Origin of the sequence: Massilia sp. Root133, from assembly GCF_001426525.1 — a bacterium.
GTDB lineage: Bacteria > Pseudomonadota > Gammaproteobacteria > Burkholderiales > Burkholderiaceae_D > Telluria > Telluria orientalis.
Genome location: NZ_LMEW01000011.1, coordinates 77,163 through 96,978 on the forward strand (window position 1 = coordinate 77,163; position 19,816 = coordinate 96,978).

General features: G+C 64.4%; 16 protein-coding genes. 13 read left to right on the plus strand and 3 right to left on the minus strand.

What is annotated here, in order from left to right; genetic code table 11:
* Positions 1 to 165: 165 nt before the first annotated feature.
* From ASD28_RS10575 to ASD28_RS10590, 4 genes are all read left to right on the plus strand, one after another.
* Positions 166 to 1,257 carry an acyltransferase gene (locus ASD28_RS10575; protein WP_307167969.1) on the plus strand — a complete coding sequence of 364 codons (1,092 nt, stop codon included), beginning with the start codon at positions 166 to 168 and terminating at the stop codon, positions 1,255 to 1,257.
* Between the two features lie 76 nt (positions 1,258 to 1,333).
* Complete coding sequence (locus ASD28_RS10580; RefSeq protein WP_056126968.1) at positions 1,334 to 1,900, plus strand: HNH endonuclease; 567 nt, start codon at positions 1,334 to 1,336, stop codon at positions 1,898 to 1,900.
* Between the two features lie 126 nt (positions 1,901 to 2,026).
* Entirely contained in the window at positions 2,027 to 2,782 is a 756-nt protein-coding gene (locus ASD28_RS10585) for an SDR family oxidoreductase (RefSeq protein WP_056126904.1), read from the plus strand.
* Between the two features lie 30 nt (positions 2,783 to 2,812).
* Positions 2,813 to 3,226, plus strand: coding sequence for a cupin domain-containing protein (locus ASD28_RS10590; RefSeq protein WP_056126905.1), 414 nt, complete (start codon positions 2,813 to 2,815; stop codon positions 3,224 to 3,226).
* 135 nt (positions 3,227 to 3,361) lie between these two features.
* Here ASD28_RS10590 and gyrB read toward each other — a convergent pair whose 3' ends face one another.
* From gyrB to dnaA, 3 genes are all read right to left on the minus strand, one after another.
* Complete coding sequence (gene gyrB, locus ASD28_RS10595; protein WP_056126906.1) at positions 3,362 to 5,866, minus strand: DNA topoisomerase (ATP-hydrolyzing) subunit B; 2,505 nt, start codon at positions 5,864 to 5,866, stop codon at positions 3,362 to 3,364.
* A gap of 229 nt (positions 5,867 to 6,095) precedes the next feature.
* Positions 6,096 to 7,202 (minus strand): DNA polymerase III subunit beta, encoded by a 1,107-nt coding sequence (gene dnaN, locus ASD28_RS10600; RefSeq protein ID WP_056126907.1) that lies wholly within the window; start codon positions 7,200 to 7,202, stop codon positions 6,096 to 6,098.
* A 95-nt stretch (positions 7,203 to 7,297) separates the two neighbouring features.
* Positions 7,298 to 8,710 carry a chromosomal replication initiator protein DnaA gene (dnaA, locus tag ASD28_RS10605; RefSeq protein WP_056126909.1) on the minus strand — a complete coding sequence of 471 codons (1,413 nt, stop codon included), beginning with the start codon at positions 8,708 to 8,710 and terminating at the stop codon, positions 7,298 to 7,300.
* Positions 8,711 to 9,185: 475 nt separating this feature from the next.
* Between dnaA and rpmH the strand changes: the two genes are divergently transcribed.
* From rpmH to ASD28_RS10645, 9 genes are all read left to right on the plus strand, one after another.
* A complete protein-coding gene (rpmH, locus tag ASD28_RS30980) occupies positions 9,186 to 9,320 on the plus strand; it encodes a 50S ribosomal protein L34 (RefSeq protein WP_075796440.1) in 135 nt (44 codons plus the stop codon).
* A gap of 33 nt (positions 9,321 to 9,353) precedes the next feature.
* Positions 9,354 to 9,797, plus strand: a complete 444-nt coding sequence (rnpA, locus tag ASD28_RS10610) for a ribonuclease P protein component (protein WP_082577557.1) — start codon at positions 9,354 to 9,356, stop codon at positions 9,795 to 9,797.
* Positions 9,794 to 10,054: a membrane protein insertion efficiency factor YidD gene (yidD, locus tag ASD28_RS10615; RefSeq protein WP_056126914.1), complete on the plus strand. Its 261-nt coding sequence runs from the start codon at positions 9,794 to 9,796 to the stop codon at positions 10,052 to 10,054. Before rnpA ends, yidD begins: the two co-directional genes overlap by 4 nt.
* 9 nt (positions 10,055 to 10,063) lie before the next feature.
* The gene (gene yidC / locus ASD28_RS10620) at positions 10,064 to 11,719 is read left to right on the plus strand and encodes a membrane protein insertase YidC (protein WP_056126916.1); all 1,656 of its coding nucleotides are present in this window, start codon (positions 10,064 to 10,066) and stop codon (positions 11,717 to 11,719) included.
* Positions 11,720 to 11,883: 164 nt separating this feature from the next.
* Positions 11,884 to 13,263 carry a tRNA uridine-5-carboxymethylaminomethyl(34) synthesis GTPase MnmE gene (gene mnmE / locus ASD28_RS10625; RefSeq protein ID WP_056126918.1) on the plus strand — a complete coding sequence of 460 codons (1,380 nt, stop codon included), beginning with the start codon at positions 11,884 to 11,886 and terminating at the stop codon, positions 13,261 to 13,263.
* 204 nt (positions 13,264 to 13,467) lie between these two features.
* Positions 13,468 to 15,555 (plus strand): bifunctional diguanylate cyclase/phosphodiesterase, encoded by a 2,088-nt coding sequence (locus ASD28_RS10630; RefSeq protein WP_056126919.1) that lies wholly within the window; start codon positions 13,468 to 13,470, stop codon positions 15,553 to 15,555.
* A 99-nt stretch (positions 15,556 to 15,654) separates the two neighbouring features.
* Positions 15,655 to 16,800, plus strand: a complete 1,146-nt coding sequence (locus ASD28_RS10635) for a HAMP domain-containing sensor histidine kinase (protein WP_056126921.1) — start codon at positions 15,655 to 15,657, stop codon at positions 16,798 to 16,800.
* A 111-nt stretch (positions 16,801 to 16,911) separates the two neighbouring features.
* Positions 16,912 to 17,580, plus strand: coding sequence for a hypothetical protein (locus ASD28_RS10640; RefSeq protein ID WP_056126922.1), 669 nt, complete (start codon positions 16,912 to 16,914; stop codon positions 17,578 to 17,580).
* The gene (locus ASD28_RS10645; RefSeq protein ID WP_056126924.1) at positions 17,577 to 19,766 is read left to right on the plus strand and encodes a hypothetical protein; all 2,190 of its coding nucleotides are present in this window, start codon (positions 17,577 to 17,579) and stop codon (positions 19,764 to 19,766) included. The genes ASD28_RS10640 and ASD28_RS10645 overlap by 4 nt, the downstream gene beginning before the upstream one ends.
* The last annotated feature ends 50 nt before the right edge of the window (positions 19,767 to 19,816 follow it).

Genomic DNA, 19,816 nt, shown 5'->3' on the forward strand with positions numbered 1-19,816 from the left:
AAAGCGTGGTCCCGCACGATTCAGCTCGGCTATGATGGCGGCCCGCTCAGCCATATCGACAACTTTGTTGCTTGATTGACACTGAGCAACATTGAATGGCTGGGCTCACACATGAAAGATCCGGGAGTGTCTGGACCGAACGCGACGGTCCAAAAACAGTTTGGTTTGATCAACCTTTTGAAAGCCGGTGCGGCGCAATTGATCGTCCTGCACCACCTGGCGTTCTACGGCCCGATGGCCGACGCCGCGCGGCCGCTGATGCCGCCGATTATCGACTGGCTCGACCAGTACGGCCGCATCGCCGTCCAGGCCTTCCTCGTCATCAGCGGCTTCCTCGTCGCGAAATCGCTGTCGCCGTCCGCCATGCCGGGCATCGGCAATCCGCTGGGCACGATCTGGCGCCGCTACATCAAGCTGGCGCCGCCGTTCATCGTGGCCATGTTCCTGGCGATCGGCGCGTCCGCGCTCGCGCGCACGTGGATGGTCCACGATTCGATCTCGGCCCCGCCGAACATGTCCCAGTTGGCCGCGCACGTCCTGCTGCTGCACAGCGTGCTGGGCTATGAATCGCTGTCCGCCGGCGCTTGGTATGTCGCCATTGATTTCCAGCTGTATGCGCTGATCACTTGCCTGCTGTGGTTGGGCGGACGCATCGCCGGCAACCGCTTCATGCCCTGGCTGATGCCCCTGCTGGTCACGCTGGGCGTGAGCATCTCGCTGCTGTACTTTAACCGCGACGCCGATTTCGACGTGTGGGCGCCTTACTTTTTCGGCAGCTACGGCCTGGGCATCCTCGCGTGGTGGGCGAGCGATCCGCGTCGCCCGTTCATCGCGACGTTCTCCCTGCTGTTGATGATGGTGGTGCCGGCCGTGCTGGCGCTGGAACTCGATTTCCGGATACGCATCGCGGTGGCGTCGGTCGTGGCCTGCATCCTGTGCCTGTACGGCCGCACGCGGCTGAGCACGTATGCGAGCTCGGGATGGTCGCTCATCAATTACCTGGGCAAGATCTCCTACTCGATTTTTCTCGTCCACTTTCCGGTGTGCCTGGTCGTGAATGCGGCGTTCACGCGCTTCGTGCCGAATGATGCTTATTTGCAAGGTGCAGGCGTCGTGTGGGCTTGGGCGGCCAGCGTGGCGTCCGGGGCGGTGTTTTATCACTGGGTCGAAGCGCCGCTGGGCCGCTTCCTGGCCGGGTTGGCGAAGCCGGTCGTGGTCCAGTCGTTCGGCACCAAGCCCGCGAGATTGCGGGGATGACGTCGAAGTCAGCACACGATTGCTGACTTTTATTTGTGTTCAAGCTACGCTGTCACTACGGAATGAAGGTGACATGATGAACACGCAAATCCTGGCACTCGATATTGCAGGCAACCCGTTCGACTGGATTGCGCCAGAGGACGCCATCCTGTATTACGCACTCGGCAAAGTGGCCTGGGAACTGGGCGGCCGCGAATTCGTTTTCCGCGGCGGCTATTCCCGTTCGGGCGTGCAGTCGAAAATCGCGGTCAAGCCGATCATTGCCATCGCCGGCAGCGAAATCATGACCCGCATGTTCAGGACCGGCCTGCCGCTGACGCACCAGAACGATCTACTTTTCAAGCGCGACCGCTATACCTGCGCCTATTGCGGCAACCGCTTCGCGCACAAGGAACTGTCGCGCGACCATATCCTGCCGAGGTCGCGCGGCGGCCAGGACACGTGGATGAATTGCGTGACCGCCTGCAAGCGCTGCAACCAGGAGAAGGGCAATCTGCTGGTGGAGCAATTCCGGCCGCTGATCTACGTGCCGTATGTGCCGTGTCGCGCGGAGCATTATCTGCTGAGCGGCCGGAATATCCTCGCTGACCAACATGAGTATCTTGCGGCGCAGTTGCCGAAGCATAGCCGGTTGTTGAATTGATGGCCGGCTGAAATCGATCGGCTTCGCAAGAAGAACGATTGCCTGTCACAGATCGACCCCGCCGACCGTCTAAGAGTCAGGGGCAGACTTTTGGAGTCTGTTCCTTATCTTAGCGAAAGGCACATCATGAAGATCGTCGTCATCGGCGGCACCGGGCTGATCGGCTCGAAGACCGTCGCCATACTGCGGCAGGGCGGCCACGAGGTCATCGCAGGCTCCCCCAAAAATGGTATCAACAGCATTACCGGCGAGGGGCTCAAGGAGGCCATGGCCGGCGCGCATGTCGTGATTGACCTCGCCAATGCGCCGTCATGGGAAGACCAGGCGGTACTGGAATTTTTTCAAACGTCCAGCCACAACATTCTTGCGGCAGAAGCCGCGACCGGCGTCCGGCACCATGTCGCGTTATCTATCGTTGGGACCGACCGGATGCCCGACAATGGCTATTTCCGGGCTAAGGTTGCGCAAGAGAAACTGATCGAGGCCGCCGGCAGCCCTTACACGATTATTCGCTCGACCCAGTTCATGGAATTCCTCGGCGGCATCGCCACTTCAAGTACGGATGGGAATATCGTCCGGCTTTCGCCCGGCCTGTTCCAGCCCATCGCGTCGGACGACGTCGCTGCCATCGTTGCCGATGTGGCGCTCGCAGCGCCGCGCAACGGTATTGTCGATATCGCCGGTCCGGAACGCGCGCCGTTCAACGAATTTGTCGCCCGCTACCTGAAGGCGATCGGCGACCCGCGTGAGGTGGTGAGCGATCCCGACGCCCGATACTTCGGCGGACGCGTCGACGAACATTCGCTCGTGCCGTTGGGCGAGGCGCGCCTCGGCCGTATCGGTCTCGACGAATGGCTCCGCCGCCCGCAGGCACAGGCCTGATTCCGCATCCGCTCACTGAAGGAGATCTCCATGAAACGCATTCTTTGTTCGCTGCTTGTCGCCATTTTGCCGCTCGCCAGCGCCCTCGCCGAAGCGCCGAAGGCGAAAAACGCCAAGGTGACCCTCGTCTATCAGCACGAGTTGCCGAACGTTCCCGGCAAGAGCATGAAGGGCGTGCTTGTCGAATACGGCCCGGGCGGCTACTCGCCTGGTCACACGCATGCCAGGTCCGCCTTCATCTACGCGACCGTGCTGGAAGGGGCAGTCCGCAGCCAGGTCAACGACGGACCGGTGACCACGTACAAGGCCGGACAGAACTTCTCCGAGCTGCCCGGGGACCGTCACGGCGTCAGCGCCAATGCCAGCAAGACCAAGCCGGCCAAGCTCCTCGCGGTGTTCGTGGTGGACACGAACGACAAGGAACTGACGACCCCATTCGACTGAAAAACTACGGGACGCCGATGCCCCGGTCCTTGACTGGAGCAATGGCGTCCCGTAGAACGTCCAGATGATTCGGCCCTTGCAGATCACATAAGAAAATCGTTGATTGCCTGGGCCTGTTCGTCAGATCCTGTCACGTCAAACGTCGATATTCCCCGCCTGCAGCGCATTCGACTCGATGAAATTACGACGCGGCTCGACCTCGTCGCCCATCAGCGTCGTAAAGATCTGGTCCGCCGCAATGGCATCCTCGATCTGCACCTTCAGCAGGCGACGCACGGTCGGATCCATGGTCGTTTCCCACAACTGCTCGGGATTCATCTCGCCCAGACCTTTATAGCGCTGCTTGGAGACGCCACGCTCGGCTTCTTCGCGCAGCCATTCCATGGCCTGCTGGAAGTCGCGCACGGCGAATTCCTTCATCTTCTCGCCTTCGCCGCGGCGGATGATGGCGCCTTCGCCCATCAGGCCCTGGAACGTCTCGGCCGAGTTTTCCAGCGTCTTGTAGTCGGCGCCGGCGACGAAGTCGGCGTCGATCGACGTCACTTGCACGTTGCCGTAGTGGATGCGTTCGATGCGCAGGCTGTGCTTGTCCGACAGTTCGTCCGAACGCACGCCCACCTTCACGCTCGGGTCGTGGATCGCGTCGGCCATCGCCTGCGCCGATTTCTCGGCCGCTTCCTGGGTCGACAGGTCCAGCTTCACGCCCGTCATGATGGCGGACAGGGCGGCGCGGTCGATCACGCGCGACAGGCGCATCATGATCGCGTTCGCCTTGTTGTACTTGTCGACCAGGTCGCCCAGCGCGCCGTCGGTGATCGTCTCCGCGCCTTCCTTCGGCATCAGGGCAGCACCGTTCAGGGCGAAGCGCATCATGTAGCTCGCTTCCTCGACGTCGTCCTTCAGGTAGCGCTCGTCGCGGCCGGCTTTCACCTTGTACAGCGGCGGTTGCGCGATGTAGATGTGGCCGCGTTCGACCAGCTGCGGCATCTGGCGGTAGAACAGCGTCAGCAGCAGGGTGCGGATGTGGGCGCCGTCGACGTCCGCGTCGGTCATGATGATGATGCGGTGGTAGCGCAGCTTGTCGACGTTGAATTCGTCCGGGCCGATCGACGTGCCGAGCGTTGCGATCAGCGTCGTGATCTGTTCCGACGACAGCATCTTCTCGAAGCGCGCCTTTTCCACGTTCAGCACCTTGCCGCGCAGCGGCAGGATGGCCTGGAACTTACGGTCGCGGCCCTGCTTGGCGGAACCGCCTGCGGAGTCACCCTCGACGATGTACAGCTCGGCCAGCGCCGGGTCGCGCTCCTGGCAGTCGGCCAGTTTCGACGACAGGCCCAGGCCGTCCATCACACCCTTGCGGCGGGTGAGGTCGCGGGCCTTGCGGGCGGCTTCGCGCGCGCGTGCGGCTTCCACGATCTTGCCGCAGATGATCTTGGCGTCGTTCGGCTTTTCCATCAGGAAGTCGGTGAGCGTCTTCGCCACGATTTCTTCGACCGGGCCGCGCACTTCCGACGATACGAGCTTGTCCTTCGTTTGCGACGAGAACTTCGGCTCAGGTACTTTCACCGACAGCACGCAGGTCAGACCTTCGCGCATGTCGTCGCCCGAGATCTCGACCTTGGCCTTCTTGGCGAAGTCGTTCTCGTCGATGTACTTGTTGATCACGCGCGTCATCGCCGCGCGCAGGCCCGTCAGGTGGGTGCCGCCGTCGCGCTGCGGGATGTTGTTCGTGAAGCAGAGCACTTGCTCGTTGTACGCGTCGTTCCACTGCATCGACACGTCGACGGAGACATTGGTGCCGTTTTCCGACATACGGTCGCCGGTCGCCTGGAACACGGTCGGGTGCAGGACGGTCTTGGACTTGTTGATGTACTCGACGAAGCCGCGGGTACCGCCCTCGAAGGCGAACACTTCTTCCTTGCCCGTGCGCTGGTCGGTCAGCTTGATGTTGACGCCGTTGTTCAGGAACGAGAGTTCACGGATGCGCTTGGACAGGATCTCATAGTGGAACTCGACGTGCGAGAAGATCTCCTCGTCGGCCCAGAAATGGACTTCCGTGCCGCGCTTGTCGGTTTCGCCGATGACCTTGATCGGCGAGACTTCCACGCCGTCGCGGATTTCGATTTCGCGGTTCAGCGGAACGCCGCGCTCGAATTCCATCTGGTGCACTTTGCCGTTCTGGCGGACGGTCACACGCAGCAGCTTCGACAGCGCGTTCACGCACGAGACGCCGACGCCGTGCAGGCCACCCGACACCTTGTACGCGTTCTGGTTGAACTTGCCGCCGGCGTGCAGTTCGGTCAGGGCGATCTCGGTCGCCGAGCGCTTGGGCTCGTGCTTGTCGTCCATCTTGATGCCGGTCGGGATGCCGCGGCCGTTGTCGGTGATCGAGACCGAGTTGTCGGAATGGATCGTGACGTGGATTTCGGAGCAGTAGCCGGCCAGGGCCTCGTCGATCGAGTTATCGAGCACCTCGAACACCAGGTGATGCAGGCCGGTGCCATCCGACGTGTCGCCGATGTACATGCCCGGACGCTTGCGTACCGCTTCCAGGCCTTCCAGAATCTGGATCGACGAGGCGCCGTACTCTTCCGCCTTGGCAGGGGAGGATTCCAAAACTGCTTGAGTGTTCTCGGACATGACTGCTTTCTCAAATAACGTGTGAATCAGACGGGCGGGCGAGGGGCCAGCTGTCTAGATCGTCAATAAATACGGGGAGCGGCTTCGATTGCGAACTTGGGTTCCCGCCTTCGCGGGAACGACGGATTGGGGCACGCGGCCTCGACACCGTCGTCCCTGCGCAGGCAGGGACCCAATCACCACTTGAATCCCCGCACAACAGGACGAATATATGGGCGTTTCGCCCTAATTAAATACGCATCGGCATGACGACATACTTGAAGTCGCCATTTTCCGGAATCGACATCAGCGCCGACGAATTCGAGTCGCCCAGCGAGATGTTCACCTGGTCGCACTTCAGGTTGTTCAGCACGTCCAGCAGGTACGTGACGTTGAAGCCGATGTCGATCGTGTCGCCGCCGTAGTCGATTTCCAGCTCTTCCACCGCTTCTTCCTGGTCGGCGTTGGTCGAGCTGATCTTCATCGAGCCCGGGGAGATCATGCAGCGCACGCCCTTGAACTTGTCGCTCGTCATGATCGCGGCGCGCTGCAGCGAGCGCAGCAGCTCTTCGCGGCTGATCGTGAAGTCGTTCTTGTAACCCTTCGGGATCACGCGGGTGTAATCCGGGAACTTGCCTTCGACCAGTTTCGATACGAGTTCGATGTCGGCGAACGTCAGCTTGACCTGCGAAGCCGCGATGTCCAGGCGGACTTCGTCGTCGCTTTCTTCCAGCAGGCGCTGCAGTTCCAGGATGGTCTTGCGCGGAATGATCACTTCCTGGCGCTCGAACGTCTGCTCGGCCGTCACTTGCGCGAAAGCCAGGCGGTGGCCGTCGGTGGCGACGGCGATGACGTTGTTACCGTCCAGCACCAGCAGCAGGCCGTTCAGGTAGTAGCGGATGTCTTGCTGGGCCATCGCGAAGTGCACCATGTTGAACAGGTGCTTCAGCGTTTTTTGCGGCAGCGTGACGGTCGCGTTGTAGCTGTCGGCCACGGACACGGTCGGGAATTCCTCGGCCGCCAGCGTCTGCAGCGCGAAGCGCGACTTGCCGCTCTGGACGGTCAGGCGCTTGTTCAGCAGGGTCATCGTGACGTCGCCCGATTCCGGCAGGGCGCGCAGGATGTCCAGCAGCTTGCGTGCCGCGACGGTCGTGCCCGTCTCTTCAGGACCCGAACCGATGTTGGCCAGGGTCGTGATCTGCACCTCGGTGTCGGTCGACAGGAACGAGACGCTTTCGCCAGTCTTGCGGATGAGGATATTGGCCAGAATCGGCATGGTGTGCCGACGCTCGACAATACCACTCACGATCTGCAGTGGCCGGAGAAGCGTGTCTCGGGTGGATTTGACCAGTTGCATAAATATCCTCGGTTATGGGTAGGGTAAAAATGTTGTTCGCGCAATATTTTGCCAGAAATCATCGGGGGCACCGCCTTTTCCCCCGCGTTCACGCATCAGCCTTTCAGGGTCTGTTCCAGCACGTGCAATTCGTGGTTGCACTCGGCGTTCTTGGTGCGGTCCTGGGCGATCTTGCGGACCGCATGCAGCACCGTCGTGTGGTCGCGGCCGCCGAACAGTTCGCCGATTTCCGGCAGACTCTTCTGCGTCAGCTCTTTCGCCAGGTACATCGCGATCTGGCGCGGACGCGCGATATTGGCCGGACGGCGCTTCGAATACATGTCCGCGACCTTGATGTTGAAGAAATCGGCCACGGTCTTCTGGATGTTTTCCACGGAGATCTGGCGGTTCTGCACGGACAGCAGGTCCTTCAGCGCTTCCTTCACGACGTCGATCGTGATGTCCTTGCCGTGGAAACGCGAGTACGCGAGGATCTTCCTCAACGCGCCTTCCAGTTCGCGCACGTTCGAGCGCAGGTGTTTCGCGACGAAGAAGGCGACGTCGTCGTTCAGCATGACGCCTTCCGATTCCGCCTTCTTCATCAGGATCGCCACGCGCATTTCCAGTTCCGGCGGTTCGATCGCGACCGTCAGGCCCGAGTCGAAGCGCGAGATCAGGCGGTCGTCCATGCCCGTGATCTCTTTCGGATAGGTATCCGACGTGATGATGATCTGCTTTTTCGCTGCGATCAGTGCCTCGAACGCATAGAAGAATTCTTCCTGCGTGCGGCTCTTGCCACCGAAGAATTGAATATCGTCGATGAGCAGCATGTCCAGCGAGTGATAGTAATGCTTGAAGTCGTCGAAGCCTTTGCGCTGGTACGCGGTCACGACGTCGCGCACATACTGTTCCGCGTGGATATAGCGGATGCGCGCGCCCGGCTGGTCGGCCATTACCTGGTTGCCGATCGCGTGGATCAAGTGGGTCTTACCGAGGCCGACGCCGCCGTAGAAGAACAGCGGGTTGTACGAGACGCCCGGGTTGTTGGCGACCTGGATCGCGGCGGCGCGCGCCAGCTGGTTCGCCTTACCGGTCACGAAGTTCTCGAACGTGAGGTCCGGGTTGACGCGGCTCTGTTCGCGGCGCGGATTGTTCGCGATGACATTGTCCGGCGTGACGACAGGCATCTCCGGCACGGTCTTGTCGGCGGCGGCGTTGATGCCCAGCGCACCGCTGCTGGACGGCATCGGGGCAGGGGCCGACGACACCGTTTTTTTCGGCATGCTGTTCTTCGGGTCGAGCACGAACTGCACGTCGACCGGCCGCTGATAATGCTCGGACGCCAGCGCGGTGATGCGGTTGGCGAACTGCGACTTCACCCAGTCGAGCTTGAATCGATTGGGCGCCGCAATGCGCAGCTTGCCGTCCTCGTAGTCGAGGGCGACGAGTGGTTTGATCCACGCGGTATATTGCTGCGGTGTCAGCTCGAGCTCCAACTGGTTGGAACAGGTCTGCCAAAAGTTATCCATACATCGACTAAGTTAAGCGTAACACTCTATTTTACCTGTGTTCTCGCAAGTTATCCACAGGCGATACAGGAATTTTCCACCGAAACGGGAACGCCTGACGTGCGTCCGCAACCGTTTGCGGCGCACAATAGCGCGGTCTTGACACAACGGCCGCCTTGACAGTTGAAGTAAAAATGCTGAATAATTCAGGGTTCCCCGCCCGTACGCCTTGTTAATCCAACAAATGGCACACAGGCGACAAGCTTTGCTGTGGCGTGACGCTGGCTTAACAACTGCGAAATGTCATTGGCGCAATGCTGGCAACAGGGAGCTTCGAAGAACCGTCGCGAGCGGCAGCAGTTTTGAACGAGAAGCGCAGCTGTACGTGAGTACAGCGAGCATCGCAGTTCAAAAATGCAACGTGCAGCAGGTTATTCGACGCTATCCGTGAGCTCAGCCCCGATTTTGCATCTATTTTGCTTTAAGCGAGACCACCATGAAACGTACTTACCAACCTTCCGTCGTTCGTCGCAAGCGCACGCACGGCTTCCGCGCACGCATGGCTACCCGTGGTGGCCGTCTGGTTCTGAACGCTCGCCGCGCCAAGGGCCGCAAGCGTCTGGCTGTCTAAGCCGGAAAGCCGCATCGACCGCGCCTACGACATATGTCAGGCGAAGGTTCGCACGACTTTGCGCGCGTTCGGCGTATCGTAAAAACGGATGAGTTTTCATCCGTTTTTCGTTTGCGCCCTGCACAAAAAACCGCGCATTTCGTGCTCTATACCCGACCGAATGCCCTGCCTCATGCGCGGCTGGGCGTCGTCGCGGCCAAACGTTTTGCGCCGCGCGCGGTCACGCGCAACACCATCAAGCGCATCACGCGCGAACTGTTCCGGACCACGCAGTTGCCGGCGCTCGACTGCATCGTGCGCCTGTCGCGTCCGGTCAACGGCAAGGACGGTCCGGCGACGACATCCGCGCTGAAGGCGCAGTTGCGCGTCGAGCTGGCGCGGTTGTTCGCATCGCAGTTGCCGCGTCCACGTAAGGCCAATGCCGCTCCACAGGCGGCAAGCGTTGCGCCTTCAGGTTCGCAACCGGGACTATCATGAACCGGTTGCTCGTCTGGCTGTTGCGCGGTTACCAGTTGCTGGTGTCTCCGATGCTCGGACAGAACTGCCGTTTCTTTCCGACCTGTTCCAATTACGCGATCGAGGCCGTCAAGATCCACGGCGCCGCGCGCGGCGGATGGCTGGCCCTGCGCCGCGTCTGCCGCTGCCATCCGTGGAACGACGGCGGCGTCGACCTGGTACCGCGTCCCGGGGAGCAGCATTCCTCACCAACCGCTTGCGGTTGCAAGCATTCCTGAATAAGACCAATGGAAATCAATAAACGTACCATCCTGTGGATCGTGTTCGCCGTCTCGCTGGTCGTCCTGTGGAACGACTGGATGGTGGCCAACGGCAAGCAGTCGATGTTCTCGGCGCAGCCGCCGGCCAAGGTCGCGCAGGCACCAAACCCGGCCAAGCCGAATGATCTGCCGACGGCCGCGACGCCGACCCCGGCCGGCACCGTCCCGGGCACGCCCGCGGCGCCCGCGCCCGTGCAGACCCAGGTCATCACCGTCACCACCGACGTCTATAAAGTCGACATCGACACGGCCGGCGGCGTGATCCGCCGCCTGGAGCTGCTGAAGTACCGCGACAAGGTCGACCATACGAAGAACCAGGTGCTGTTCCAGGCCAACGGTCCGCGCGTCTACCTCGCGCAGACGGGCCTGACCGGCACCAGCGCGGCCGGCGTCCTGCCGAACCACAACACCCCGTTCACGGTCCGTCCGGGCTCGCGCACGCTGGACAGCAACAACCAGGTGCAGGTCGTGCTGGACGCGGAGCAGGGTGGCGTGCGCCTGACCAAGACCTTCACGTTCAAGCGCAACGACTACGTGATCGACGTGCGCCACGACGTGACGAACCTGACCCAGGCACCGGTCACGCCGTCGCTGTACTTCCAGCTCGAGCATGACGGCATGAAGCCGGAAGGCGACACGTACTTCAACAGCAGCTACACGGGCCCCACGCTGTGGACGCCGGAAGAGCACTACCAGAAGCTGACGTTCGAGAAGATCGGCAAGGGTTCGGCCGACCACGCGAAGCAGTCGAAGGATGGCTGGATCGCGATCTCGCAGCACTTCTTCGTCTCGGCCTTCATCCCGCCGGCGAACACGCAGCGCGACATCTACACCAAGTCGCTGGGTAACAACCTGTTCGCCATCGGCGCCGTCGAGCCGCTGGGCACCGTCGCACCGGGCGCGACCGTCTCGAACGCCGCGCGCCTGTACTCGGGCCCGCAGGTGCAGAGCCTGCTGGAAGGCGTGACCCCGGGCCTGGACCTGGTGCGCGACTACGCGTGGGCCGCGATCATCGCCAAGCCGATCTTCGCCACGATGAACTGGCTGCACTCGATGATCGGCAACTGGGGCTGGACCATCATCGCCTTCACCATCCTGATCAAGCTGCTGTTCTTCCCGCTGTCGGCGGCCGGCTACCGCAGCATGGCCAAGATGAAGACGGTGACGCCGAAGATGCAGGCGATCCGCGAGCGTTTCAAAAACGATCCGGTCAAGATGCAGCAAGCCACGATGGAGCTGTACAAGGCCGAGAAGATCAACCCGCTGGGCGGCTGCCTGCCGATCCTCGTGCAGATGCCGGTGTTCCTGGCCCTGTACTGGGTGTTGCAGGCCGCGGTCGAGATGCGCGGCGCACCGTGGGTGGGCTGGATCCACGACCTGACGGCACCGGACCCGTACTTCATCCTGCCGATCCTGTACGCGATCTCGATGTTCATCACACAGAAGCTGAACCCGCAGCCGGCCGATCCGGTGCAGGCCAAGATGATGATGTTCATGCCGCTGGCGTTCTCGGTCATCTTCCTGTTCTTCCCGTCCGGCCTCGTGCTGTACTGGGTCGTGAACAACCTGATCTCGATGGCGCAGCAGTACGTCATCACCAAGAAGTTCGCACCGGCCAAGTAATCGCGGTTGAATGCGTTAAGAGCCCGTGCTTGCACGGGCTTTTTTATTAGGTTGTCCCGTCGTTCCCGCGAAAGCGGGAACCCATGCTGAGTCGACCGAAGATGCTCAGTATGGATTCCCGCTTCCGCGGGAATGACGGCGACTAATCGACTAGAATCCTCAACATGAAACTCGACACCTCCCCCATCGCCGCCATCGCCACCGCCCCCGGACGCGGCGGCATCGGCGTGGTGCGCGCGTCCGGCAAGAACCTCGCGCCGCTCGTGGCCGCGCTGTTCCCCGGCACGAAGCTCGCGCCCCGCCACGCCACTTATGTGCCGTTCAAGGATGCCGCGGACACCGTCATCGACGAAGGCCTCGCGCTGTACTTCAAGGCGCCGCACTCGTACACCGGCGAGGACGTGCTGGAACTGCAGGGCCACGGCGGCCCCGTCGTGCTGCGCATGCTGCTCGCGCGCGTGCTGGAGGCGGGCCGCGACCTGGACCTGCGCCTCGCCGAGCCGGGCGAATTCACACGCCGCGCCTTCCTGAACGACAAGCTCGATCTCGCGCAGGCGGAGGCCGTCGCCGACTTGATCGACGCGTCCACCGAGGCCGCCGCGAAATCGGCGTCGCAATCGCTGTCCGGCGCGTTCTCGAAGGTCGTGCACGAACTGGTCGAGAAGACGATCAACCTGCGCATGCTCGTCGAAGCCACGCTCGATTTCCCGGAAGAGGAGATCGACTTCCTCGAGAAATCCAATGCGCGCGGCCAGCTGAAAGGCATCGTCGACGCGCTGGAAGCCGTGTTCCGCCAGGCCGCCCAAGGCGCGCTGCTGCGCGAGGGTTTGAATGTCGTGCTGGTCGGCCAGCCGAACGTCGGCAAATCGTCGCTGCTGAACGCGCTGGCTGGCTCGGACGTCGCCATCGTCACGCCGATCGCGGGCACCACGCGCGATAAAGTCAGCGAGACGATCCAGGTCGAGGGCATCCCGCTGAACATCGTCGACACGGCCGGCATCCGCGCCATCGACGAAGGGATCGACGTCGTCGAGCGCATCGGCATCGAGCGCACGTGGGGCGAGGTCGGCAAGGCGGACGTGATCCTGCACCTGCTCGACGCGAGCCTCGGCCCGGCCAAGGCCGACGAGGACATCGTCGCCGCGTTCCCGCCCGGCGTGCCCGTCGTGCGCATCTGGAACAAGATCGACCTGTCCGGACACAAGCCATCCGTGGACCAGGGCGCGGAGGCGGTCAACATCTACCTGTCCGCACACGAGAAGATCGGCATCGACCTGCTGCGCGCGGAACTGCTGCGCATCGCCGGCTGGCAGCAGACGGGCGAGTCGCTGTACCTCGCGCGCGAACGCCACCTCGTCGCGTTGCGCCAGGCGCGCGAGCACCTGCGGTATGCCGCCGAGCATGCGGCGCAGGATGACCAGTCGCTCGATTTGTTCGCGGAGGAGCTGCGGCTCGCGCAGGATCAGCTGTCCAGCATTACCGGGCAGTTCACGCCGGACGATCTGCTGGGGGTGATCTTCAGCCGGTTCTGTATCGGTAAATAGACCGCTCCGGATGTTTTCCTGACGTGCGCCCGCGTGCGGGAAAAGCGCGTAGCGTCGAGGGGCTGGCTTGCAGCGTCGAGGAAGCTGTCATGATGGCCCCCAAACCACGGACACGTTACGCACCCTGAGCCGGCCTCGCCGGCGCGTCCGCACCGCGAACTATCCCTCACTCCAACGGTCGAAGTCGGGTACGCGGGAGACGACATGGCGAATCGAGTCCTCATCATTTCCGCCGTCACGGACGACGTCCTTGCCCTGAGGGATGCGCTGGGCAATGCACGCGACGGCCCGTTCGACGTGGAAGACGTTTGCGCCCTCGCCCCCGGCGTGCAGCGGCTGGCGGCGGGCGGCATCGATGCGGTCCTCGTGGACCTGGCGCTGCCCGACGCGCAGGGGATGGCCTGCTTCGACCGGTTGTACGACGCGGCCCGCCACTTGCCCATCCTGACGCTGTGCGATCTCGACGACGAAGCCCAGGCCAAGGAAGCGGTCCAGCGCGGCGCGCAGGGCTGGCTGTCGCGCGGGTACTTCGACAATTACCTGGTGCCGCAATCGTTGCGCAACGTCATCGAACGCATGAAGGTGGAGCAGCGCCTGTACATCGCCCAGGCCCGTGCGCAGATCACGCTCAACTCGATCGGCGATGCCGTCATCTCGGTCGACTTGCATGGTGGCGTCGATTATCTGAACAGCGCGGCGGAACGGATGACCGGCTGGTCGCGCGACGAGGCGCGCGGGCGGCCCGTCGACGACATCCTCGCGATCGTCGACAGCATCACCGCGCGGCCGATCGTCAATCCGCTCGAATACATCCTGCGCGGCGACTCGACTGCCAGCCTGGAGGACGAGTGCGTGCTCGTCGACCGCCACGGCAGGCAGCTTCCGATCGAGGACTCGGCGGCGCCGATCCATGACTGGAACCGGCAACTCGTCGGCGCGGTGATGGTGTTCCGCGACATCTCCCGCAACGTGGCGTTGACGGCGAAAATGCGGCATCTCGCCCAGCACGATTTCCTCACCAACCTGCCCAGCCGCGTGCTGCTGAACGACCGCGTTGCGCTGGCGATTTCCCTGGCCAGGCGCAGCAGGGCATACCCGGTCCTGCTGTTCCTCGACCTCGATAAATTCAAGCATATCAACGATTCGCTGGGGCACAGCGTCGGCGATCAGCTCCTGCAGGCGGTCGCGCAACGCTTGCTGGCCTGCGTGCGCACGTCCGATACCGTCAGCCGCTACGGCGGCGACGAGTTCGTGATCCTGCTCGCCGACGAGCGCCATCCGCAGGACGCAGCGCTGACGGCGGAAAAGATCCTGCACGCGCTCGCCACGCCGTTTCTGATCGGCGAACAGGAATTGCACACCTCGACCAGCATCGGGATCGGCGTCTTCCCGTTCGACGGTACGGATGCGGTCACGCTCATCAAGAATGCTGATACGGCCATGTACCACGCGAAAGAGAATGGGCGCAATAACTTCCAGTTCTTTCATCAGGCCATGAACCAGCGCGCCGTGGAGAGGCAACTAATCGAAAGCAGTCTACGGCGCGCGCTGGAGCAGGCCGAGTTTACGCTGCACTACCAGCCGAAGGTCGACCTGCAAAACCATCGCATCACCGGCGTCGAAGCGCTGCTGCGCTGGATGCATCCGGAATGGGGCCTGGTGCAGCCGGAGCGGTTCATCGCCATCGCCGAGGAATGCGGCTTGATCGTGCCGATCGGACGCTGGGTATTGCGCGAAGCCTGCCTGCAGACCGTGCGCTGGTGCGAGGCGGGCATCCCGGGCGTGTCGATCGCGGTCAACGTGTCCGCTGTCGAATTCCGCCAGCGCGATTTTTTCGACCACGCACTGGCCATCCTCGAGGAAACGGGGGCCGATCCGGGCTGCCTGCAGCTCGAGCTGACCGAAACGGTCCTGATGCGCGACGTCGCCACGAGCGCGGACCTGCTGGCGAGGTTCAAGGCGGTCGGCGTCAAGATCGCCGTGGACGATTTTGGTACCGGCTATTCCAGCCTGAGCTACCTGAGCCAGTTCCCGATCGACGTGCTCAAGATCGACCAGTCATTCGTCAGGGCGATCGACGGCGAAGCGGGAAAGAACGGCGCGATCGTCGGCGCGGTGATCGACATGGGCAAGAACCTGCACCAGCGCGTCATTGCCGAAGGCGTCGAGGACGAAGAACAGCTCGCGTTTCTCAAGGCACACAAGTGCAATGAGGCGCAGGGTTATCTGTTCAGCCGGCCGGTCGACGCCGCCCTGATGCAGGCCATGTTCGCCACCGGCATCGCGGCCTGAAGCCGCGGCAGTCAGGACGACAGACGGACCAGCCCGTGTCCTACGCCGGACTGCGGCGGCGCGCCCATAATGGACTCATGCAGCCAACCAAAGGTCACCATGACGCCGATTTCCGCAGGACCACCGTCGGAGGCGGACGCGCCGGCCTGGCCGGCGGCCTACGGCCGGGTGATCGACGGGATCGGTTGCCCAGCCTATTGCTGCTCGTCGGCGGGCGCGGTCGTCCATAGCAACCGCTCCGCGCAGCGCCTGTGGGGCGGCACCTGCGCGCCGCACGCGACGGGGCAGTGGGATGGCTTCGCGGCCCTGTACCGGCTCGATGGCGCCCCCGTCGAGAAAGCGTCCTCGCCGGCCGCGCTGGCCGCCGGCAGCGGCGTCGCGCCACCGCCGGCCGAGTTCGTCGCCGAATCGGGCGACGGGCAGAGGCGCCGTCTCGTGATCCACGCGCACCCCATCCTCCAGGGCGACGGCGCGACTGTCGGGGTGCTGTGCTCGCTGACCGATATCAGCGAACGGCACCGGCTCGACCAGGAAGTCCGGTGCGCGCGCGACAACCGGGAAGCGTTCCTGCGCGTGCTGGCCCATGAACTGCGCAACCCGCTGGCGTCGGTCATGACGGCCGCCGCGCTGCTGCGTCACCCGGGCGCGCGCGAGACCGTCCAGGTGGCCCGCATGATCGAGCGCCAGACGCGCCAGCTCGCGCGCTTCATCGGCGACCTGCTCGATGGCGCGCGCATCGAGCACGCGTGCGATATCGCCGTTGCGATGCGGGCCAGCAGCGTGGCCAAAGTACTCGAACTGGCGCGCGACGTGGCCGACGGCATCCTGCGCGCGCGTGGCCAGAGGCTGCGCGTGGACGCGGGCGCGCCGGACGCCGTCCTGTGGTGCGATCCCGAGCGCCTGGCGCAGGCGCTCGGCAATGTCTTGCTCAATGCGAGCGAATTTTCGGACAACGGCGCCGAGATCGACCTGGCCGTCGCGATCGACGGCGCGCTGCTGCAGGTGCAGGTGACGGATCGCGGCATCGGCGTCGAGGCGGCCCAGCTGCACGCCATGTTCGAACCGTTCCGCAAGTTCGCCGCGCATCCCGCCCGCATGGCGTCGGGGGCCGGACTCGGTCTGGCGATCGCGCGCAGCGTGTGCCAGGCGCACGGCGGGATGGTGTCCGCCCACAGCGCCGGACCGGGGCAGGGGACGCGCCTGCGTTTCATCCTGCCCGTGGTGGACGATGCCGCGCCGGCTTGAGTCACGCTGCCATCCCGGCGGCACCCGTCACCTGTGATTGTGTGTGCAAATTCGGCAAATAAAAATTGCTAACATGGCGTCCGCCATTGTCCGCATCGCCGAAAGAACCGCTTGCCCATTTCCTCCCTGCCGCCCGAACCGCCCGCCGGCGCCATCGCCTGGCTGTGGAGAGACGCGCCCGTCCCTGCGTTCTCGCGTGCGACCGTTGCCGTGGTCGACCGCCACATCTGGCTCGCCGGCGACGAGGTGCTCGTGCGGCCGGGCGCGCGCCCACGCCTGCTCGCGCGCGGGACGCGCGTGATCCCTGTGGTGCACGTCGAGATCGACCCGCTGCATCCGCCATCGGGTCTGCAGGCCGCACGCACCACCGTGCTCGCCGCCATGCGCGGCGCCGCGCGCGCGTCGACGTCGGGCTGGGTGCAGCTCGACCTGGAAGCACGGCCGTCGCAGCGCGCCGACTACCGCGACCTCGTGCACCGCATCCGCGCCGCGCTGCCGGACGACATGCGGCTGAGCGTCACGGCTCTCGGCTGGTGGTGCCGCGCCCCGGTCTGGCTGGACGGGCTGGAAGCGGATGAAGTGGTGCCGATGTTCTTCCGCATGGGCCGCGACAACGAGGCGCTGCGCGACATCGTGGCGATGCGGCCCGAGGTGCTGCACCCGCTGTGCCGCGCGGGCAGCGCCGGCTTTTCGCGCCAGGAAGCGTTCCCGCCCGCGGTGGCCGCGCGCTACCGGCGCACGTTCTGGTTCGACGAAAAAGGATGGAGAGATTCCCGATGAAATACCTGCTTGCCTGTGCCGCCATCGCCGCCGTCGCGGCGAATGCGTTCGCCAGCGGCGACTATGGTCCCAGCTACACGATGTTCAAGGCGTACACGAAGCCGGACATCCCCAACGCGCGCTTCCAGGCCGGCGACCTGGGCGTGCTGCAGCCGGGCATGCGCCGCGTCTACCTGTACACGGCCTGGCGCGCGATCATGCTCGGCGCGCCGGTCGCGAAGAAGCCGGGCACCGAGAAAGGCCTGGACCGCGCCGACGGCAGCGCGTTCGGCAACGGGTGGGACCACGTCGACGGCGAAGACACCTCCGCGGACCTGGTCGGGCGCGCCGCCAACGTCTTGAACATCAAGACCGACGACCCGGCGGCGCGCATGATCGTGGCCTGTCCGGCGGCCGCCAATGCCTACGCGGCCGCGACCCTGCGCCAGCTGGAGGCCCGGCCCGACGCCACCCGCGCGCGGGTCGATGCATGGCTGCGCGCGCAATACCAGGTCGGCGAATCCTGCCAGCGCGCGGAGGATGCGCGTTACGCGTATCGCACCGAGAAACTGCCCGACATCGTCGCGCCGCAGCCGCTGCCCGCGACGGAGCCGGCCTACTGGCGCCAGCTGCGCGACTACCAGCGCGCCGCGTGGCAGTTCCACGGCGCCCACTATGCCGAGAGCACCGCGCTGTTCGACCGGATCGGCGCGACGGCCGGCCATCCGATGCGGGGTCTCGGCGCATATCTCGCCTTGCGCTCGGAAGTCCGGCGCGCCATCGCCGCCGTGGCGCAGACGCCGCGCGATGAACGCGAACACCAGGCGCAGGTCCTCGACAAGCGCGGCGCCGCCATCCTGGCCGACGCATCGCTGCAAACGATGCACGAACCGGCTCGCGCGCTGCTGCGGTCCATGCGCGTGCGGCTGACGCCCGAAGCCCGGCTCGACGAATTGAACCGCTACCTGGATGATCCTGCGCGCGACCCGTACGCGCTCGACCGCCTGGGCGACTGGTCCGTGCTGATGGACGATGCGAAGCCGGAGCCGCTGCGCGGACAGCATGCCTTCGTCGACTGGATCGCAACGCTGCAAGACTGCGCCAGCAACCGCGATGGATCGTGCGCCGTCCCGGCACGCCACGCGCTGGAGCGCTGGCAGCAGGGGACGAAGCCGCGCGGGCATACCGACCCGTGGCTGGTCGCCGCGCTGATGCTGTCCGAGTCGCTGACGCCCGCGCTGGAACAGGCCGCGCTGGCCGTCGACTCTTCCGATCCCGCTTACCTCACCGTGCGCTACCACCTGGCGAGGCTGTACCGCCTGGCGGGCAAGCGCGATGCCGCGCGCGCCGTCGCGGACGCCGCGCTGAAGGGCAAGCTGTCGCCGGGCACGCGCAACCTGTTCCGCGAAGAGCGCTTCGCCGTCGCGACGTCGGTGCGGGATGCCGGCGCGTACCTGCTGCGCGCGAACGTCGACATGGCGAGCCCCGACGCCGCACCGGCCGAGGACATGCTCAACGACGATGCCATCGCGTGGTTCAAGCGCGGCCTGGCCGCCGCCGACATGCTCGAGCTGGCGCGCATGGAGTTGCTGCCGCAGCCGCTGCGTGCCCGTATCGCCGGCGCGGCCTGGATCCGCGCCGCGCTGCTCGACCAGGCCGACACCGGCCGAGCCGCGGCGGACCTGCTGGCCAGGCTGGTGCCGGCAACGGGCGAAATGGCGACGCGCTACGTCCGCGCCGCCACGCCCGCCGAGCGCCGTCACGTGGCGCTGGTCGCGGCGGTCGCATTCGGCCTGTCCGCGGACCTGGATATGGCCGCCCCGCCCGTGACGCTGATCGAGGCCGGCGACGCGACGGCGTCCGCGTGGTGCAGCTTCAAGCCGGACCGCCTGGGCGAGCCGACGAGCTTCGTGTGGCGCCTGCCGGCGACGCCGGACCTGGGCGACGCGACGGCGCGCCGCGCGGAACTGGGCAAGCTGGAACAGCTGAAAACGGCCACCGGCACGTTGGGCGACGACGTGCTGCAATGGGCCGACACGCATCCGGCCGATCCGGAGCTGCCCTGGCTGCTGCACGTGGTCGTGATGTCGACGCGCGGCGGTTGCCTCGACGACGATGCGAAGGCCCTGTCGCGCAAGGCGCACGCGCTGCTGCACAAGCGCTGGCCGAAGAGCGAATGGGCGCGCGCAACGCCGTACTTCTATTGATGTGCTAGGCTTCGCCCCATCCATGAACGAGTGAGGCGATGATGACGGCG

Coding starts and splice junctions, on each gene's coding strand:
- ASD28_RS10580 (WP_056126968.1), top strand. CDS start 1,334: ATGAACACGCAAATCCTGGCACTCGATATTGCAGGCAACCCGTTCGAC.
- ASD28_RS10585 (WP_056126904.1), top strand. CDS start 2,027: ATGAAGATCGTCGTCATCGGCGGCACCGGGCTGATCGGCTCGAAGACC.
- ASD28_RS10590 (WP_056126905.1), top strand. CDS start 2,813: ATGAAACGCATTCTTTGTTCGCTGCTTGTCGCCATTTTGCCGCTCGCC.
- gyrB (WP_056126906.1), bottom strand. CDS start 5,866: ATGTCCGAGAACACTCAAGCAGTTTTGGAATCCTCCCCTGCCAAGGCG.
- dnaN (WP_056126907.1), bottom strand. CDS start 7,202: ATGCAACTGGTCAAATCCACCCGAGACACGCTTCTCCGGCCACTGCAG.
- dnaA (WP_056126909.1), bottom strand. CDS start 8,710: ATGGATAACTTTTGGCAGACCTGTTCCAACCAGTTGGAGCTCGAGCTG.
- rpmH (WP_075796440.1), top strand. CDS start 9,186: ATGAAACGTACTTACCAACCTTCCGTCGTTCGTCGCAAGCGCACGCAC.
- rnpA (WP_082577557.1), top strand. CDS start 9,354: ATGTCAGGCGAAGGTTCGCACGACTTTGCGCGCGTTCGGCGTATCGTA.
- yidD (WP_056126914.1), top strand. CDS start 9,794: ATGAACCGGTTGCTCGTCTGGCTGTTGCGCGGTTACCAGTTGCTGGTG.
- yidC (WP_056126916.1), top strand. CDS start 10,064: ATGGAAATCAATAAACGTACCATCCTGTGGATCGTGTTCGCCGTCTCG.
- mnmE (WP_056126918.1), top strand. CDS start 11,884: ATGAAACTCGACACCTCCCCCATCGCCGCCATCGCCACCGCCCCCGGA.
- ASD28_RS10630 (WP_056126919.1), top strand. CDS start 13,468: ATGGCGAATCGAGTCCTCATCATTTCCGCCGTCACGGACGACGTCCTT.
- ASD28_RS10635 (WP_056126921.1), top strand. CDS start 15,655: ATGACGCCGATTTCCGCAGGACCACCGTCGGAGGCGGACGCGCCGGCC.
- ASD28_RS10645 (WP_056126924.1), top strand. CDS start 17,577: ATGAAATACCTGCTTGCCTGTGCCGCCATCGCCGCCGTCGCGGCGAAT.